18 protein-coding genes are annotated in these 16,603 nt (G+C 65.0%); 15 read left to right on the top strand and 3 right to left on the bottom strand.

Annotation, left to right across the window (positions count from 1 at the left end):
• Positions 1–133: 133 nt before the first annotated feature.
• From ACLB6G_RS09320 to ACLB6G_RS09255, 14 genes are all read left to right on the top strand, one after another.
• A complete protein-coding gene (locus ACLB6G_RS09320) occupies positions 134–919 on the top strand; it encodes a transporter substrate-binding domain-containing protein (protein ID WP_410355869.1) in 786 nt (261 codons plus the stop codon).
• Between the two features lie 65 nt (positions 920–984).
• The gene (locus ACLB6G_RS09315; protein WP_410355868.1) at positions 985–1,776 is read left to right on the top strand and encodes a creatininase family protein; all 792 of its coding nucleotides are present in this window, start codon (positions 985–987) and stop codon (positions 1,774–1,776) included.
• Positions 1,777–1,810: 34 nt separating this feature from the next.
• Complete coding sequence (locus tag ACLB6G_RS09310) at positions 1,811–2,458, top strand: amino acid ABC transporter permease (protein WP_410355867.1); 648 nt, start codon at positions 1,811–1,813, stop codon at positions 2,456–2,458.
• 30 nt (positions 2,459–2,488) lie between these two features.
• Positions 2,489–3,145, top strand: coding sequence for an amino acid ABC transporter permease (locus tag ACLB6G_RS09305; RefSeq protein ID WP_410355866.1), 657 nt, complete (start codon positions 2,489–2,491; stop codon positions 3,143–3,145).
• Between the two features lie 11 nt (positions 3,146–3,156).
• The gene (locus ACLB6G_RS09300; protein WP_410355865.1) at positions 3,157–3,930 is read left to right on the top strand and encodes an amino acid ABC transporter ATP-binding protein; all 774 of its coding nucleotides are present in this window, start codon (positions 3,157–3,159) and stop codon (positions 3,928–3,930) included.
• Positions 3,931–3,936: 6 nt separating this feature from the next.
• Positions 3,937–5,277: an aminotransferase family protein gene (locus tag ACLB6G_RS09295; RefSeq protein ID WP_410355864.1), complete on the top strand. Its 1,341-nt coding sequence runs from the start codon at positions 3,937–3,939 to the stop codon at positions 5,275–5,277.
• Entirely contained in the window at positions 5,274–5,765 is a 492-nt protein-coding gene (locus ACLB6G_RS09290) for a GNAT family N-acetyltransferase (RefSeq protein ID WP_410355863.1), read from the top strand. Before ACLB6G_RS09295 ends, ACLB6G_RS09290 begins: the two co-directional genes overlap by 4 nt.
• Entirely contained in the window at positions 5,762–6,460 is a 699-nt protein-coding gene (locus tag ACLB6G_RS09285) for a CoA transferase subunit A (RefSeq protein WP_410355862.1), read from the top strand. The genes ACLB6G_RS09290 and ACLB6G_RS09285 overlap by 4 nt, the downstream gene beginning before the upstream one ends.
• Positions 6,441–7,094: a 3-oxoacid CoA-transferase subunit B gene (locus ACLB6G_RS09280; RefSeq protein WP_410355861.1), complete on the top strand. Its 654-nt coding sequence runs from the start codon at positions 6,441–6,443 to the stop codon at positions 7,092–7,094. Before ACLB6G_RS09285 ends, ACLB6G_RS09280 begins: the two co-directional genes overlap by 20 nt.
• 9 nt (positions 7,095–7,103) lie before the next feature.
• Positions 7,104–8,396: an ArgE/DapE family deacylase gene (locus tag ACLB6G_RS09275; RefSeq protein ID WP_410355860.1), complete on the top strand. Its 1,293-nt coding sequence runs from the start codon at positions 7,104–7,106 to the stop codon at positions 8,394–8,396.
• A 241-nt stretch (positions 8,397–8,637) separates the two neighbouring features.
• Positions 8,638–10,236: a glucan biosynthesis protein gene (locus ACLB6G_RS09270; RefSeq protein WP_410355859.1), complete on the top strand. Its 1,599-nt coding sequence runs from the start codon at positions 8,638–8,640 to the stop codon at positions 10,234–10,236.
• Positions 10,220–10,393: a hypothetical protein gene (locus tag ACLB6G_RS09265; RefSeq protein WP_410355858.1), complete on the top strand. Its 174-nt coding sequence runs from the start codon at positions 10,220–10,222 to the stop codon at positions 10,391–10,393. Before ACLB6G_RS09270 ends, ACLB6G_RS09265 begins: the two co-directional genes overlap by 17 nt.
• A 14-nt stretch (positions 10,394–10,407) precedes the next feature.
• A complete protein-coding gene (gene mdoH / locus ACLB6G_RS09260) occupies positions 10,408–12,213 on the top strand; it encodes a glucans biosynthesis glucosyltransferase MdoH (RefSeq protein WP_410355857.1) in 1,806 nt (601 codons plus the stop codon).
• 4 nt (positions 12,214–12,217) lie between these two features.
• Positions 12,218–13,387 (top strand): OpgC family protein, encoded by a 1,170-nt coding sequence (locus ACLB6G_RS09255; RefSeq protein ID WP_410355856.1) that lies wholly within the window; start codon positions 12,218–12,220, stop codon positions 13,385–13,387.
• A 25-nt stretch (positions 13,388–13,412) separates the two neighbouring features.
• Here ACLB6G_RS09255 and ACLB6G_RS09250 read toward each other — a convergent pair whose 3' ends face one another.
• Complete coding sequence (locus tag ACLB6G_RS09250; protein WP_410355855.1) at positions 13,413–13,718, bottom strand: YgiT-type zinc finger protein; 306 nt, start codon at positions 13,716–13,718, stop codon at positions 13,413–13,415.
• A 370-nt stretch (positions 13,719–14,088) separates the two neighbouring features.
• Between ACLB6G_RS09250 and ACLB6G_RS09245 the strand changes: the two genes are divergently transcribed.
• On the top strand, positions 14,089–14,754 hold the full coding sequence (locus ACLB6G_RS09245; protein WP_410355854.1) for a phosphoribosyltransferase: 666 nt from the start codon (positions 14,089–14,091) through the stop codon (positions 14,752–14,754).
• A 4-nt stretch (positions 14,755–14,758) separates the two neighbouring features.
• Here ACLB6G_RS09245 and ACLB6G_RS09240 read toward each other — a convergent pair whose 3' ends face one another.
• Together ACLB6G_RS09240 and ACLB6G_RS09235 are read right to left on the bottom strand one after the other, a co-directional pair.
• Positions 14,759–15,469, bottom strand: coding sequence for a Crp/Fnr family transcriptional regulator (locus ACLB6G_RS09240; protein WP_410355853.1), 711 nt, complete (start codon positions 15,467–15,469; stop codon positions 14,759–14,761).
• A 272-nt stretch (positions 15,470–15,741) separates the two neighbouring features.
• Positions 15,742–16,551 carry a response regulator transcription factor gene (locus ACLB6G_RS09235; protein ID WP_410355852.1) on the bottom strand — a complete coding sequence of 270 codons (810 nt, stop codon included), beginning with the start codon at positions 16,549–16,551 and terminating at the stop codon, positions 15,742–15,744.
• Positions 16,552–16,603 lie beyond the last annotated feature (52 nt).

Here is a 16,603-nt window from a genome sequence, read left to right as displayed (position 1 = left end):
TCAGAATTTTGTATATCTATTTGCATGATGATCTGCGCCATGCAAGCGTTCCATCCGGCATCTGGCCGCAACCGCCCGAAGGGAACCGGGCCGTTCGCGCGCCGGGCTTTCAGAGCCAGACAGGGAGAACGACATGACGACACGAAGGAAATTGATGAAGACAGCCGCCGCCGCGGGTTTTGCCGCCGTGGCGCTGTTCGGGATGCAGGGCGCCGGTTTCGCCGAGGAACTGGACGCCATCAAGGAAAAGGGCACGATCCGCATCGCCATGAGCGGCGCCTATCCACCCTTCAACTTCGTCAACGAGCAGAACGAGGTGGTCGGTTTCGATCCGTCGATCGGCAAGGAAATCGCCAGGCGCATGGGTCTGGAGACTGAAATCGTCACCACGGCCTGGGACGGCATCATCGGGGGGCTTCTGGCCAACAAGTATGACGCCATCGTCGGCTCGATGTCGATCACCGAGGAACGCGCCAAGGTCGTCGATTTCGTCGGCCCCTACTATACCACCAAGCGCGCGGTCTTCACCAAGCCGGACAGTGAAATTACTAGCGTCAAGCAGCTCGGTGATGTCACCGTGGGCGTTACCCTCGGCGAGACGCACGAGGAATGGGCGCGTAACCAGGGCTACACGGTGCGCACATACAAGGGCCTGCCGGAATTGCTGCTGGAGCTTCAGAACGGCCGCGTCGACGTGATCGTCAACGATTCCATCGCCGCCATTCTGGCCATGAAGAAGAACGGCTACGAGTACAGGATGCTCGATGACCTGGAAACCGACGTGATCGGCGCCGGCATCGCCATCCGCCAGGGCAACCCGGAACTGAAGGCAGCCATGCAAGAGGCGCTCGACTCCATGATGGACGACGGCACCTATCTCAAGATTGCCGAGGAATGGGTCGGCGGCGACATCCGCTGACACCGCCAGACATGCCTGCCGGCCCCCCGCCGGCAGGCGCCCCGTTTCCTGACGAAGGGCCGTTCATGAAGACCGCATACGGAAAACTGACCTGGGAAGAGGTACGCGACGCCGACAAGGACCGCGTCGTCATCCTCAATGTCTCGGCGACCGAGGACCACGGGCCGCACATGCCGCTGGACACCGACACGGTGCTGGGCATGGCCGTGGCCAACGGCGTGGCCGAGGCCGCGCCCGATGAGGTCTTCGTCATGCCGGCCATTCCCTACGGCTTCAACGAGCACCACAAGGATTTTCCGGGCGTCATCTGGATCCAGCCCGAAACGCTGATTGCCTTCGTCACCGACGTGACGAAATCGCTCGCCCATCACGGCTTCCGCCGCATCCTGCTCCTGAACTCGCATGGCTCGAACCATCCGGTGCTGGACCTGGCCGCGCGCAAGACGGTGATCGAGACCGGCATCATCTGCGTGTCGGCCTCCTACTGGAATCTCTGCGCCGACCGGATCAACGAGCACCGTAAATCCGCCATCGGCGGCATTGCCCATGCCGGCGAGTTCGAGGCGGCCATGTACATGCACCTGCATCCCGACGACGTCTATCCGGAGAAGGCGGCGGAACAGAACCTCCACAATCCCGACAGCCGCTTCTTCAACCTCGACCTTGCAAAGGGCGGCGGCAAGGCCATGCTCATGCGCTGGTGGTCGGAGGTCTCGCCGGACGGCACCATGGGCGACCCGACGGTCGCCGATGCCGAAACGGGCGCGAAATTCCTGGCCGCGGCCATCGAGGAAACCACCGCCCTGGTGCGCGAGATCCGCGCCCTGCCGCTGCTGAAGCGCAAGGACCACCACTGAACGGAAGGGCGAAAGGCAGGGAGGGCCAGCCGGCATGGATACGGAGCTGATGCTCAAGGTCTATCCGTTCTTTCTCAAGGCGGCGTGGATCACCATAGAACTGTCGGTACTGACGACCATCCTCGGGCTTGCCTGCGGTGCGCTCGGCGCCGCGGCACGGCTGTCCCGCCTGGCTTTCCTCCGGTTTCTGGGTGCCGCCTATGTCAGCCTCATCCGCGGCACCCCGGCGCTCATCCAGCTTTTCCTGCTCTATTTCGGCGGGCCGCAGGTCGGCATCCAGCTTGATGCCTTCGAGGCAGGCGTGATCGGCCTTGGCGTCAACATCGGCGCCTACATGACCGAGACCATCCGCGGCGCCATCATCGCGGTGGACAAGGGGCAGACGGAAGCCGCGCGCACGTTGGGCATGAGCCGCTTCCAGACCATGACGCGCGTGGTCCTGCCGCAGGCCGCCCGGCTGATGATCCGCCCGCTCGGCGTCAACATCAATGCGCTCATCAAGGGTACGGCGCTGGTCGCCGCCATTTCCGTGGTGGAACTGACCTATACCGCGCAGCGCTACATCGGCTCCACCTACAAGCCCTTCGAGATGTTCATGCTGTCGGGTGCCCTCTACATGATCATCATCTATGTGACGGGACGCGCCATTGCCTGGGCGGACCGGAAGGCGAGGATCGCATGACGCGCACCGCCGACAGCACGGGAGGCCGTCATGGGGCTTGATTTCACGGTTGTCCCCCGCTTTCTGGACGTCATCCTGCTCGGCGGTCTCTGGACGGTGGCCATCACGGTCTGCGCGGCATTGCTCAGCTTCTTCGGCGGCATCTTCTTCGCCGTGATCGCGCTCTATGCGCCGGCCGTCATCCGTTTACCGTTCCGTGCCTTCGAATGGGTGTTCATGGGAACGCCGCTTCTGCTGCAGCTGTTTCTGATCTATTTCGGCCTGGTGCAGATCGGCATCGACCTGCCGGCCTTCGTCGCCGGTGTCATCGGCCTCGGCCTGCATTTCGCCGTCTACAATTCCGAACTCATCCAGACGGCCATCGTCGCGGTCGACAAGGGACAGATGGAGGCCGCCCGCACGCTGGGGCTCAGCCGCGGCCAGGCATTGCGCAAGGTGGTCGTGCCCCAGGCGGTGCGCGACGTCATCCCGCCCATCGGCAACAACATGATCGCGCTGCTGAAGGATTCCGCGCTGGTTTCCGTCATCGGCGTGAGCGAACTGACGCTCTCGGCGCAACTGGCCATCGGGCGCACCTACCGGCCCTTCGAATTCTACGTCGTCGCGGCGGTCGTCTACTACGTCATCAATCTGGGCATGGAATACGTGCTCCGGAAGATCGAGCGGCGCATCGCGTTGTCGCGGTAAGGGAGGCAGGCATGAACGAACAACAATCCTTCCTGGAGGTCCGCCACGCCCGCAAGAGCTACGGCTCGCTGGAGGTCATCAAGGATATCAGCCTCAAGGTGGACCGGGGCGAGATCGTCGCCATCATCGGCCCGTCGGGTTCGGGCAAGAGCACGTTCCTGCGCGCCATCAACGACCTCGATCCGCTGACCGGCGGCGAGGTCTGGCTGGAAGGCACGCAGATCAACAAGAAGCTGCCGCACCGCCAGTATGAAAAGCACATCAACCAGGTGCGCCAGGACATCGGCATGGTGTTCCAGCACTTCAATCTGTTTCCACACCTCTCGGTGCGCGGCAACGTCACGCTGGCGCCGAAGCTGCTCAAGGGCCTGTCGGAAGCCGAGGCCAACAAGCTGGCCGAGGAACAGCTCGACCGTGTCGGCCTTCTCGACCGCATCGACTTCATGCCGTCGCAACTGTCGGGCGGGCAGAAGCAGCGCGTGGCCATCGCCCGCGCGCTGGCCATGAAACCCAAGGTCATGCTGTTCGACGAGGCGACCTCGGCGCTCGACCCGGAACTGGTGGAAGAGGTCAACCTGGTCATGAAGAAGCTGGCCAGCGAGCACATGACCATGATCATCGTGACCCATGAGATGGGTTTTGCCGAATCCGTCTGCGACCGCGTCCTCTTCATGGACCAGGGCGTGGTGGTGGAGGAGGGGCCGCCGAGTGTCATCTTCCGCAACCCGGAAAGCGAGCGGACCCGGAACTTCTTGCGTAAACATCTAGAGGGCGTCAGGAGCTGACAGGCGATGTCCAACCTTTTCTACCAGTCGCGCCAGCCGCGGCCATTCCTCGACCGTGGCGAGGGCATCTATCTCTACGACGAACACGGCAAACGCTATATCGACGGCTCCTCCGGCGCCATGGTCTCCAATATCGGCCATTCCAACCGCCGCGTGCTGGATGCGATGAAGGCGCAGATGGACAAGGCGACCTTCGGCTACCGTCTGCATTTCCGCACCGAGGCGTCCGAACGCCTGGCCACGAAGACCGCCTCGCTCATGCCCGAAGGCATGGACCGCGTCTTCTTCGTTTCCGGGGGGTCGGAGGCGGTGGAAAGCTGCATCAAGCTGGCGCGCCAGTATGCGTTGACGAAGGGCGAGGCCAGCCGCTGGAAGGTGATCTCGCGATTTCCCTCCTATCACGGCTGCACGCTGGGCGCGCTGGCGCTGACCGGATACGATCCGCTGGCCCTGCCGTTCGCGCCGATGATGCAGGCCATGCCCAAGATCGCCGCGCCGACCTGCTACCTGGACCGCGACAACCTCACCGACGAGGCGCGCGGCCTGAAATATGCCGACATGCTGCGCGACGAGATCATAGCGCAAGGCCCTGAAACCGTGCTTGCCTTCATCATGGAGCCGATTGGCGGCGCTTCGACGGGCGCGCTGGTCGCGCCAGACAGCTACTATGCCCGCATCCGCGAGATCTGCGATGAATTAGGCATCCTGCTGATCTATGACGAGGTGATGACCGGCGCCGGACGCACCGGCAGGTTCATCGCCGCCGAGCACTGGGGCATCACGCCGGATATCGTCGCCCTGTCGAAGGGCTTTGCCGCCGGCTATGCGCCGCTCGGCGCCATGGTGGCGCGCAACGATATCGTCGAGGCCATTCTTGATGCCGGCGGTTTCCTGCACGGTTTCACCTATGCCGGCAATCCGCTGGCCTGCGCTGCCGGTCTCGCCGTTCTGGAGGAAATCGAAAGACAGGGGCTGGTGGACAATGCCGCGCGCATGGGCGACCTGTTGAAAGGCCGCCTGCAGGGCCTGATGGACCGCTTCCCGTTCATCGGCGACGTGCGTGGCAAGGGGCTGCTGCTGGCCTTCGAACTGGTCGGCGACCGCAAGACGATGACGCCGCTGCCCGCCGGCCTCAACGCCTATAACCGGCTGGTCGAGATCGCCTATGAAAACGGTCTCATCATCTATTCGCGGCGCACGCGCGGCGGTGTGGAGGGCGATCATTTCCTTGTCTGTCCGCCGCTCATCATTTCCGCCGGCCAGATCGACGAACTGATGGCGCTGCTGGTTGCCTCGCTCGAACGCTTTGCCGACGAGGCCGGCCTGGAGTGGGACCGCGCGGCATGACGGAAGGCCCGCATATCCGCCCCGCAGAGCCCGGCGATGCCGAAGCCATCGCCGGAATGCTCGCGGCGCTGGCTCGTGAGCTTGGCGACGGCGAGCGCTTCCTGACGACACCGGAGACGATCCGTCGCGACGGTTTCGGCCCTGATGCCGCATTTGCCTGCCTCCTGGCAGTCCGGGAAGCCGAACCGCTCGGCCTCGTCCTGTTCCTGCGCTACTATTCGACCCACCGGGCCGCCGCCGGGGTCTATGTCCAGGATCTCTGGGTTGCGCCCGCGGCACGGTCGAGGCAACTGGGTGAACACCTGCTGCAGGCCGCCGCCAGCCATGGCGCGGCCGAATGGGGCGCGGCCTTCCTGCAACTGACGGTGCACCCGCACAACGCTGCCGCCCTGCGCTTCTATGAACGGCTGGGGTTCGTCCTCCATGCCGACCAGCCGATGTCCGTCACGGGCCCGGCCTTCCAGGCAATGGCGGGGAGGCGGGCATGAGGCTTCCCGACAAGACCGCGCCGATCGAAGAGGCCGTCGCGGCAATACCCGACGGCGCCACCGTCATGGTCGGCGGGTTCGGCGTGCCGGGTACGCCCTTCACGCTGATCCGCGAAATCGTGCGGCAGGGAAAGCGCGACCTGACGATCGTCAAGAACGACGCCAACGAACGGGACCTGGGTGTCGATCACCTGCTGGCCAGCGGCCAGGTCCGCAAGCTGGTGACCTCGCATATCGGCCTCAATCCGCGCGCCATCGCCATGATGAATGCCGGCGACCTTGAGGTGGAATTCTGCCCGCAGGGCATCCTCGCCGAACGCATCCGTGCCGGCGGAGCAGGGCTCAAGGGCTTCCTGACCGACATCGGCATCGACACCGAACTGGCACGCGGCAAGACGACGCTGGACCTGGGGGGCGAGATGGTCCTGCTGGAGACGGCGCTGCGGGCAGACGTGGCGCTGGTCCATGCCGCCCGCGCCGATCCCTTCGGCAATCTCGAATACGCCGCCACGGCGCGCAACTTCAATCCGCTGATGGCCATGGCGGCCGACCGGGTGATCGCCGAAACCGAGGTACTGGTGCCGCTCGGCGGACTTGCTGCCGACGCCATCCACACACCCGGTCCCTTCGTCGACCGCGTCGTGGTGCTGGAAACACTGAGCAGGGAGTATGACGTTGTCCGACGCCAGGGTTAGAATGCTGGAACGCGCCGCCCGCGAGGTTCAGCCCGGCATGGTCGTCAACCTCGGCATCGGCCTCCCGACCAAGGTGGTCGATCACCTGCCGGATGATTTTCCCTATTGCCTGCATACGGAAAACGGCCTGTCGGGCATCGGTCCGGCGCTCGGTCCGGACATGGCCGACCGCAACCTGATCGACGCCGGTGGCGCCTATGTTTCCACCGTGCCGGGCAGCGCCTTCTTCGATAGCGCGCTCTCCTTCGCGCTGGTGCGCAGCGGCCGTCTCGATCTCACCATGCTCGGCGCCTTCCAGGTTTCCCAGGCCGGCGACCTGGCCAACTGGAAGATCCCCGGCCAGTTCTCGCCCGGCGTCGGCGGCGGCATCGAACTGGCGCAGAAGGCGCGCCGCGTCGTGGTGCTGACGACGCATACCGACCGGGCCGGAAACCCGAAACTTGTCGAACGCTGCGCGCTGCCGTTGACGGCAAGCACCTGCGTCAACCGCATCTTCACCGAACTTGCCGTCATCGACGTCACGCCCGGCGGCTTCGCGCTGCGCGAACTGGCGCGCGAAACCGATATCGAAACGGTGCGCGCGTCCACCGGCGCGCCGCTGATCGTGCCTGACGGCGAAATCCCGAGGTTCTAGGAGCAGGGCATGGACGAGAAGCAACAGGCGGCAATCCTTGACGCGGTGGACGCGCGTTTCGATGCGCAGGTGGATTTCCTCGCCGAGCTGACCCGCTTTCCGTCCACGCGCGGCCGCGAGCAGGGCGCGCAGGACTTCATGGCCGGCCAACTGGCCGAACGCGGCCTCGCCGTCGACTGCTGGACCATCGATGTCGACGACATCCGCCATCTGCCGGGCTTCTCGCCGGTCATCGGCAATTACGAGGACGCGGTCAACGTCGTCGCCACCCGCCGCTCGGTAACGGGCAAGGGCCGCTCCCTCATCCTCAACGGCCATGTCGACGTGGTTCCCGAAGGCCCGCTCGACATGTGGGAGACCCCGCCCTACGAGCCGCGCGTCGCGGACGGCTGGATGTATGGTCGCGGCGCAGGCGACATGAAGGCGGGACTGGCCTCCAACCTTTTCGCGCTCGACGCGCTGACGGCCTGCGGCCTGGCGCCGGCGGGCGATGTCTTCTACCAGTCGGTTGTCGAGGAGGAATGCACGGGCAACGGCGCGCTGGCCTGTTTGCAGCGCGGCTACCGGGCCGATGCGGCGCTGATTCCCGAGCCTTTCAGCGAAAAGCTGGTGACCGCCCAGGTCGGCGTCATCTGGTTCCAGGTTCACCTGAAGGGCCTGCCCACCCATGTCGCCTATGCCGGCAGCGGCGCCAATGCCATCGAGGCGGCCGTGCCGCTCATCGGTGCCCTGCACAGGCTTCAGGACCGCTGGAACATGGGCAATCACCGCCACGATGCCTACGGTCACATCCACCATCCGCTGAACCTCAATGTCGGGCGCATCGAGGGCGGCGACTGGGCCAGTTCGGTTCCTGCCTGGTGCGTGTTCGATGTGCGGATCGGCCTGTATCCCGGTCAGGACATCGCAACGGCGAAGGAGGAGATCGAAGCGGCGCTGAACGAGGCGGCGAGCGAAAATGCCTTCCTGCGCAAGAACCTGCCGCAGGTCGTCTATCATGGCTTCCACGCTGAAGGCTATGCGCTGGGCGACGACCGTCGCGACACGACGCTGGCCGTCATCGGCGCGCTGGAGGCTGCCCATGGGGCGGTGACGGGGGACACGCTCGACCGCGCGGCCATCACCGCCACCACCGATGCCCGCTTCTTCGGCCTCTATGCCGATACACCGGCACTCGTCTATGGTCCGCATGCCGAGGCGATCCACGGTTTCAACGAACGCGTCGAGCTGGAAAGCATGCGCCGCGTGACAAAGGCGACGGCGCTGTTCATCGCCCGCTGGTGCGGGCTGGAGCCGGCCTGAGTCGGGGTTCTTCTCGCGCCGTCGCTGGCGCGCGCGGGTGATTCCGCGCAATCCTTCCATATGAAAATCATACGGGTACGTGTTCGCGATCCATTGATTACGGCCGCGCGCTCGCATAATGGAAGCCGCCGCGCAGGCGCGCCACGACCGCCATAAATTTTCCGCAAAGTGGCCCGCTTGTTTGCGGTGCAGCATCGAGACCGGGATCTCCGGCAACTCTCGACATTCCTGAGGACCGACAATGCAGCGTCGCCAATTCAATTTCGCGATGACCCTTGGCCTGTTGGCGGCCACGACACTGGGCCGCCTGACCACCGCAAGCGCCGCGGACGAGACTACCGGACCCGAACCGGGGACCGCGGGCGTTCCCTTCGACTTCGACATCCTGACCGCGCGCGCCCGCGAGCTGGCTGCCTCGGACTACGTGCCGCCCGCCGCGGATTTGCCGGACGCGCTGGCCGAACTGGACTACGACAATTACCGCCGTATCGCCTACGACCCGGAACGCTCCGTCTGGCGCGGCAATGACTCCTTTGCGCTTCAGGCCTTTCACATGGGCTGGCTTTTCCGCACGCCGGTCAATGTCCATTCCGTTTCCGGCGGCGTGGCCGAACCCGTCGGCTTCTCCCCGGCCGATTTCATCTACCGTGAACCCCTTGACGCCGCACGCATGAAGCAGGTGGAAATGCCCGGCGTTGCCGGTTTCCGGGTGCTCTACAATCTCAATTCAAAGACGGTTCTGGACGAACTGGTCGCCTTTCAGGGGGCCAGCTATTTCCGTGCGCTGGGCCGTGGGTCGCGCTACGGCCTGTCGGCGCGGGGCCTTGCCATCGACACGGCAACGGGCACCGACGAGGAGTTTCCGCGCTTCACTGACTTCTACATCGACAAACCGGCCCGTGGCGATGGCGTCCTGACGGTCCATGCGCTGCTCGACAGTCCGAGTGTGACAGGTGCCTACCGTTTCGTCATCACGCCCGGCGAAACCACGCAGATGGAGGTGGCCAAGCGGCTGTTCCTCAGGCGCGATGTCGCCAGGCTCGGGATCGCGCCGCTGACATCCATGTTCCTGTTCAACGGCATCAACCGCCATGCCTTCGACGATTACCGCGAAGCCGTCCATGACAGCGAGGGACTGAAGATCGTCCGCGCCAATGGCGAGGAGTTGTGGCGCAGCCTCAACAACCCTCGGGAACTGGCCAGTTCCTTCTTTGCCGAGGACAGCCCGCGCGCCTTCGGTCTCTATCAGCGCAGCCGCGCGTTCCAGCAGTACCAGGACGCAGGCGCCCACTACGAAATGCGTCCCTCGCTGCTCGTCGAACCGCTGGGGGACTGGGGCAGGGGAACGGTCACCCTCATCGAGATACCGACGGAACTGGAGGTCAACGACAACATCGTCCTGTTCTGGGTCCCGGAGGGAGAGGCAAAGGCCGGTCAGGCGCTGGAATACCGCTACCGCCTGATCTGGGGTTCGATCCCCGAAGACGCCACGCGCATGGCCCGCGTTGTCGAGGTCCTGGCCGGTGACGGAGGCGTTTCGGGCGTGGATGAAGCCGACAAGCAGGACTCGCGCAAGTTCGTGGCCGACTTCGAGGGTGGCCTGCTGGGGAACCTTCCCGCAGACGCCGGCGTTGAGGCCGTTGTCGAGATATCGGCGGGCGAGATCGTCCACGCCACGGCCGCCCCTGTCGAGACGACGTCCCGGTGGCGCATGGTCATCGACCTGAAGCTGCCGGACGACACGCCCGTGGAGATGAAGGCCCATCTTGCCCAGCGCGAAAACCGGATTTCCGAGTTCTGGCTTGTCCAATGGAGAAAAGGCGATGAGCAGCGGTTCTGACGTGAACATGGCAACGCGTGACGAGGAACCGGACCTTTCCCCGCCCGCCGCCCCCATCGCCATGCCCGAACAGGTCGTCGAGCGTCCGCGCCGCGCGGCCGCCGGCAACGGCCTGTTCTCCTTCCTCCCCATCGCCATGAAGCGGCTGGCGAACTGAATTCGAGCCCTGTCGTGGTCCAGTTTCGACGTTTCGTCTCATTCCTGTTTGCGTTCACATTCGCGGCCATCGCCGCCCGGCTGGCAGCCGACGTGTTCCTGTCGGATGGCTTCGATCCGCTTGATGTCGTCCGGGTGCTGCTGCTCGCCGCGACATCGGCCTGGATTGCCTGGGGCGCGTCGCTGGCATTGCAGGGCGTGCTTGCGCCCTTGCCGGTATCCTCGCCGTCCGCGGCCGGGCCCGACCCCCTCAAGGCTGACCGGATCGGCGTGCTTGTTCCCGTTTACAACGAGGACCCGGTCCACGTCCTCTCGCGCATCCATGCCATGGCCTGGTCGCTGCACGGGGCGGGCGAGGGCGCGCGTTTCGAATTCGTGGTCCTGTCCGACACCCGCGACGAGGCAATCGCCGCCGAGGAACGCCGCTGGATGCAGCAGCTTCGCCGCGATGGCCCGCCGTCCATGAACTTCTTCTACCGCCGCCGGGAAAGGAATACCGGCAAGAAGGCCGGCAATGTCGCGGAGTTCCTGCGTGCCTCGGGCGGGCGCTACGAATTCCTTGTCGTCCTCGACGCCGACAGCCTCATGGACGGCGCGACAATGGTGGAGATGACCCGGCGCATGGAGGCCGATCCGCGTCTCGGTCTCCTCCAGACATTGCCGAAGATCATACATGCCCGCTCCTGGTTCGGCCGCGCGATCCAGTTTTCCGCCTCCTTCTACTCGCCCTTTTTCGCGCGCGGTCTTGCCCTCCTGCAGGGCCGTACCGGTCCGTTCTGGGGGCACAACGCCATCGTGCGTACACGCGCCTTCGCCGAAAGCTGCGGCCTGCCGGTGCTGTCGGGCAACCCGCCCTTCGGCGGGCACATCCTCAGCCACGACTATGTCGAGGCCGCCATGCTGGCGCGCAACGGCTGGACCGTGCGGGTCGAACCCGATCTTGAAGGCTCATTCGAGGAAGGTCCCGACAATGTCATCGATTTCGCCAAGCGCGACCGGCGCTGGTGCCAGGGCAATCTCCAGCACGCGCGGCTCATCGGCGCGCCCGGCCTCAGTCGCTGGAGCCGGTTCGTCTTCGTGCAGGGCATCATGGCCTATGCCGCCTCGCCGCTGTGGCTGGTCTTCCTTGTGGCCTCGCTGCTGGCTCCGGTGGTTGCGCCGGAACCGAACTACTTTCCCGTACCCCGCATGCCCGCCATCTTCCCGAAGCCGGAGACGGCCCAGGCCGTCGCCCTGCTGGTGGGCATCTTCGGACTGCTCATCGGGCCCAAGCTGATCATCGCGTCTCATGCCGCTTGGACCGGCACGGCGCGCAGCTTCGGCGGATCGCTCGCGGTCATGCGCTCCACTCTGGCCGAAATCCTGTGGTCGAGCGTGCTCGCGCCGGTCACGCTGATGTTCCAGAGCCGCTCGGTCGCACAGGTCCTTCTGGGCCGCGATGGCGGCTGGCCGGCCACGAACCGCGATGCCGGCGAGATCGGCATGCGTGAAGCCTGGGCCGCGTCCTGGTGGATCGTGGTGACGGGCCTGGTCATGCTGGCCGCCTCCGCGGTGCTGGAGACCGGCCTGTTCTTCTGGTTCCTTCCCGTCGCCATGCCGATGGTCTGTGCGCCGGCGATCATCGCCTGGTCGTCCACGCGCGGGAGCGGTGTGTCCGCCGCGCGCAGGGGCCTGTTCCTGACCGAAGCCGAACGCGCCATCCCCCGGGTGGTCCTCGCCTGCGAAGCCAATCGCATGCGCTGGCAGGGCGGCGGCATGTCTGCCCCGCTCGCCGGTGCGGGTGCGGTACAGCCGGCTTGCGCCGGCACGGCGGCGGTCTGACATCATGACGCAACCCTTTGTGCCGGCCGGAAAAGCCAGGGATGTCCGGCTCGACGTTGTCAGGGGTCTCGCCCTGCTGACGATCTTCATCAACCACGTGCCCGATAATCCGCTGGAGCGCTTCACCTCGCGTAACTTCGGCTTCTCCGATGCCGCCGAGGCTTTCGTGCTCATGTCGGGCCTGGCCGTGGCGCTGGCCTATGCGGGCGGGTTTTTCCGCAACGACTGGCGTGGCGCCGCCGGCCGCATGTTGCGCCGTGCCGGCAAGCTCTACCTCGTCCATGTCGTCACCATGTCGCTTGCGCTCATGGTCCTGGCCGCGGGCGTCACCTTCCTGGGAACCGGCAATGTCGCCGAACAGGTGAATTTCACGCGTCTCCAGACCGACGGGTGGAAGGCCGTCCTCGGCATTCCGCTTCTGGGTTACCAGATCGGCTATTTCAACATCCTGCCGCTCTACGTGGTGCTGCTGGTGGCGGCCGTTGCCTTGCTGGCCGTCGGCATGCGCAACGTCTGGGTAATGCTCGCGCTCTCTGCCTGCATATGGACCTTTGCCCATCTGACCGGCCTCAACCTGCCCAACTGGCCGGGTGACTGGGGCTGGTTCCTCAATCCCTTCGGATGGCAGCTTGTGTTTGCCTGCGGCATCGCCATCGGCCTCGGCGTCATGAAGGGGCGCCCGCTCGTTCCCTACAATCCCGTGCTCCATGTCCTGTCATGGGGTTTCGTGCTGTTCTCGGCCTTCTGGGTGAAGCTGGAGATGGGCGCGGTTCCGGGCCTGCCGCACTTGCCGCCCCTGTTCGCCGACACCGACAAGGGTGCGCTCGCCTTCCTGCGTCTCGTCCATGTCCTCGCGCTTGCCTATGCCGTCATCTACACGGGCTGGATCGGGACGCTGTTGTCGAGCGCTCCACTGCGGCCGGTGGCGACCATCGGCCGGAATGGACTGGCCGTCTTTGCGGCGGGCTCGCTGCTGGCCATCCTGCTCCAGGTTGCCTTCGAGGCATGGCCGGTCAGCGAATGGGGCAAGGTGCTGTTCGTGGCAGCCGGCATCGCCGTCCATTATGCCGTCGCCCTTTATTTTGACGGACGGAAACGGGAGAAGACGGTGCGCAGTCCCCGGCTGGTCAACCCGGCGCCGCTGCGGCCGGAGAGCGGGACCGGGAAGGCGTGACGGAGACAAGGGCGCGCGCACCGGGTCAGGATTTGCCGGATTCGTAATCGAAAACCGGAACGCTCACATGGCGCAGCGCGACGGACTGGCCCGCGAGGCGGCGTATCCCGTCCAGCTTCTCGGCAACCATGTGGTCGAGGTGACGCTCGCCACAATCGCGGCACAGCAGTGCCGGTACGTTTTCCACGATGGTGGGAATGGCGGTCCAGAAGAAGACGACAGACGTGACGACCGGCTCGACGCGGTGCCCCTGGCAGGCATCGCAGACCGGGCTTGCGCCCGCATCCGGTTCGACCGCTTCGTTTCCCTGGGATCCAGTGCTGCGCTCCATGACCGTTCTCCATGAAAGAACCGGCGGACCATGTTTGGGGCATGCCATGACCCGCCGGCAACGAAGTCGCCCGGGAATTGGGGCCTTTTGTCCCGGACGACGTTCAGGGCCGGTGTTTGTGACCCTCTGCCAAGCTCTGGTTGCCAGATGCAGCCATACGCCGTTGGCGCGATGCGTGCCGTCCGGCCATTCCTGCTGCCCCGGTTTCCGCTTGGCCATCACATATTCGCCGCCTGCACCTCTCTGGCATTGACGCCTGTCAACACTGTCCCCGCCGCCTTCGCCGTCTGGACCCATGACGCCTGTCAATGCCAATCTGCATGATCGGTGATCGGCTGAACCGTGAAGCCGTGGACCATGGAGGAAAGCCATGACGTTCCTGTTTCAGGACCGCGCCGAAGCCGGCGGCAAGCTGGCTGCGGCGCTGAAGCCCCTGGAGGGGCAGGACGTGGTCGTCTACGCCCTGCCGCGCGGCGGTGTGCCTGTCGCCGCCGAGATCGCGCGCGCCCACGGGTGGCCGCTTGACCTTCTGCTTGTCCGCAAGATCGGCGCGCCGGGTCATGACGAACTGGCGCTCGCCGCCGTCGTTGATGGCGAGGCGCCGGACATTGCCATTAATGAGGATGTCGCCGCGATGTACGGGCTTGGGGACGCTGACGTGCGCGCCATGGCCAGGCCCCATCTGGCGGAAATCGAACGGCGCCGGTCGCTGTATCTCGACGGCCGGCCGCCGCTCGCGGCGGCGGGCAGGACCGCCATCGTCGTCGATGACGGCATCGCCACCGGTGCAAGCATCATGGCGGCGCTCAAGGCCTTGGCGCGGCGAAAACCGGCCCGGATCATCCTTGCCGTGCCGGTGGCGCCGGCCGACACGCTGGAGCGTCTGCGCCCGCTGGCCGACGAGATTGTCTGCCTGGAAGTGCCTGAACGCTTCTATGCCGTCGGCGCCCATTACCAGTCGTTTGCCCAGGTCGGGGACGCGGAGGTCGTCGACCTGATGCGAAACCTTGCATCGGATGAAGGTGAAGCCGGCTGAACCGTCAGGCCGCGTGAAGCGGCGTTGGCGGCTTGCCGGAAACGGCGGCGATCGGCGTGGAGACCGGACGGCCGTGCGTCAGAGACTGCAGTTCGTCGCCAATCGAGGCTGCCATGGAACTCAGCCGCTTCTTGTCGACGATGACGACATGCCTGCCGTCGACCACCCGGATGATGCCCCGCCGCGCCAGTTGCTGCATGTTGCGCGACAGGGTCTCCGTGGTCGTTCCGAGGTAGGGCGCCAGGTCCTTGCGCGAGACGGGGATTTCCAAGGCCATCGGCTCGCCGGCCGGCATGTCGCCCTGCCGCCGGGTCATCAGCGCGAACAGGTAGCCTGCCAGCCTTTGCAGCGTCGTCCTGCAGTTGAAAAGGGTGAGCCATTCCTGGATTTCTTCCGCCTGCCGCTGCGCCGTTTCCAGCACGCCGCAGGAGAAATCCGCATCCTGCTGGGCCAGGTTGACAAAGGCCTGGCGGGGAATCAGGCAGATGCTGGCATCCGTCGCGCATTCATAGGCAAAGCGCGATGTCCGGTCGAAGATATTGCCGATCAGGCGGGCCTCCTCGATCAGCCCGATGACCATGTGACGCCCGTCGGCTGTCGTATTGGTGATCTTCACGACGCCGGAACGGACGATGCCGACATGGGCCAGGGTTTCTCCCTGTGCGATGATCGTTTCGCCGGCTTCATGGATGGCCGGCGACGAAATGCTCGCCATGGTCCGCAGTGTTGCGGCGCTTGCGGTCCGGCACGGACCGTAAGCCCGTGACGGACAGGTGGAACATCTGTTGCTTGCAAGTACATGTGGCCCCGGCATCGATTCCGCCTCCCCGGCTCAAAACCCGATCTGCCTTGCGCACACGCTTCTTGTTGCTTCTTGCAGTTTTCCGCTTGCCGTGTTGCGTTCGGCACTTCAGATCACGAAGAAAAAGGTAGCGTCCGTCCTCCGGCATTCACAACGGGAATTGTGTTGAGAATTGTTGGGCGGGTTCAATCGTCCGGTCTGCCGGGTTCCTGAATCGCCGGGTCGGCCTCCGGTTCACCCGGCTCCATCCGGAATGCCGGCCGCACGTCTCCGACAAAGACATAGCCGACGCCACGCACACTCTTGATAAGCATGTCGCGGTCGCTGTCGTTCTCGATCTTCTCGCGCAGATGGGCAACATGGCCGTCAAGCGTCCTGTCGAGCGGATCGCGTTCGCGTCCGCGCAGTTTTTGCCAGATCTCGTCACGCGAGAGAATCCGGCCCGGATTTTCCAGGAACATTGCCAGCAGGTTGAATTCTGTTTCAGTCAGGTGGATTTCGCGGGCATCGGTGGTGCGAACGAGCCGCCGTACGCCGTTGAAGACGGTATGGTCGAATGACAGTTCCTGCCCGTTGTCGGCTTTCTGGTGCGGAAGCAGGCCATAGCGTTCAAGCACCGTGCGGACACGGATTTCCACTTCGCGAGGGTGGAACGGCTTGGTGATGTAGTCGTCGGCGCCGCTTTCCAGGCCCCGGACGCGTTCCAGCGGATCGGACCGTTCGGTGATGATGATCACCGGAATATTGTCCTCGGATCGCAATCTGCGCGCCAGCGCCAGCCCGTCCTCGCCGCCCAGCACGAGATCCAGCGTGACCAGGTCGAAACGGGTCTCGCCCAATCGTCCGAAAAGCTCGGCTGGACTGGCCGCCTCCGCCGGTTCATGCCCTGCCGCCGATAGAACGGATACAAGGGTCGCGCGCGTTTCCGCATCGTCGTCGGCAACGAGGATCCGGCATCGCTCCCCGGCGTCATTTCCGTCGGATCCGGTTGGCATGGGCCCCTCCCTGTTCGCCGAATACGCATTCTAATAAATGAATATATATATC

This window comes from Zhengella sedimenti (assembly GCF_046506625.1).
GTDB classification, from domain to species: Bacteria; Pseudomonadota; Alphaproteobacteria; order Rhizobiales; family Rhizobiaceae; genus Zhengella; species Zhengella sedimenti.
Note: the sequence above shows the minus strand (reverse complement) of the source record. Positions and strands in the feature narration are given on the sequence as shown.

Excerpts from the sequence above, each read along its gene's own strand:
- ACLB6G_RS09265 (WP_410355858.1), top strand. The coding sequence starts at position 10,220 with ATGAGCAGCGGTTCTGACGTGAACATGGCAACGCGTGACGAGGAACCG.
- ACLB6G_RS09275 (WP_410355860.1), top strand. The coding sequence starts at position 7,104 with ATGGACGAGAAGCAACAGGCGGCAATCCTTGACGCGGTGGACGCGCGT.
- ACLB6G_RS09300 (WP_410355865.1), top strand. The coding sequence starts at position 3,157 with ATGAACGAACAACAATCCTTCCTGGAGGTCCGCCACGCCCGCAAGAGC.
- ACLB6G_RS09255 (WP_410355856.1), top strand. The coding sequence starts at position 12,218 with ATGACGCAACCCTTTGTGCCGGCCGGAAAAGCCAGGGATGTCCGGCTC.
- ACLB6G_RS09320 (WP_410355869.1), top strand. The coding sequence starts at position 134 with ATGACGACACGAAGGAAATTGATGAAGACAGCCGCCGCCGCGGGTTTT.
- ACLB6G_RS09235 (WP_410355852.1), bottom strand. The coding sequence starts at position 16,551 with ATGCCAACCGGATCCGACGGAAATGACGCCGGGGAGCGATGCCGGATC.
- ACLB6G_RS09295 (WP_410355864.1), top strand. The coding sequence starts at position 3,937 with ATGTCCAACCTTTTCTACCAGTCGCGCCAGCCGCGGCCATTCCTCGAC.
- ACLB6G_RS09310 (WP_410355867.1), top strand. The coding sequence starts at position 1,811 with ATGGATACGGAGCTGATGCTCAAGGTCTATCCGTTCTTTCTCAAGGCG.
- ACLB6G_RS09315 (WP_410355868.1), top strand. The coding sequence starts at position 985 with ATGAAGACCGCATACGGAAAACTGACCTGGGAAGAGGTACGCGACGCC.
- ACLB6G_RS09285 (WP_410355862.1), top strand. The coding sequence starts at position 5,762 with ATGAGGCTTCCCGACAAGACCGCGCCGATCGAAGAGGCCGTCGCGGCA.
- ACLB6G_RS09250 (WP_410355855.1), bottom strand. The coding sequence starts at position 13,718 with ATGGAGCGCAGCACTGGATCCCAGGGAAACGAAGCGGTCGAACCGGAT.
- ACLB6G_RS09270 (WP_410355859.1), top strand. The coding sequence starts at position 8,638 with ATGCAGCGTCGCCAATTCAATTTCGCGATGACCCTTGGCCTGTTGGCG.
- ACLB6G_RS09290 (WP_410355863.1), top strand. The coding sequence starts at position 5,274 with ATGACGGAAGGCCCGCATATCCGCCCCGCAGAGCCCGGCGATGCCGAA.
- ACLB6G_RS09245 (WP_410355854.1), top strand. The coding sequence starts at position 14,089 with ATGACGTTCCTGTTTCAGGACCGCGCCGAAGCCGGCGGCAAGCTGGCT.
- ACLB6G_RS09240 (WP_410355853.1), bottom strand. The coding sequence starts at position 15,469 with ATGGCGAGCATTTCGTCGCCGGCCATCCATGAAGCCGGCGAAACGATC.
- ACLB6G_RS09305 (WP_410355866.1), top strand. The coding sequence starts at position 2,489 with ATGGGGCTTGATTTCACGGTTGTCCCCCGCTTTCTGGACGTCATCCTG.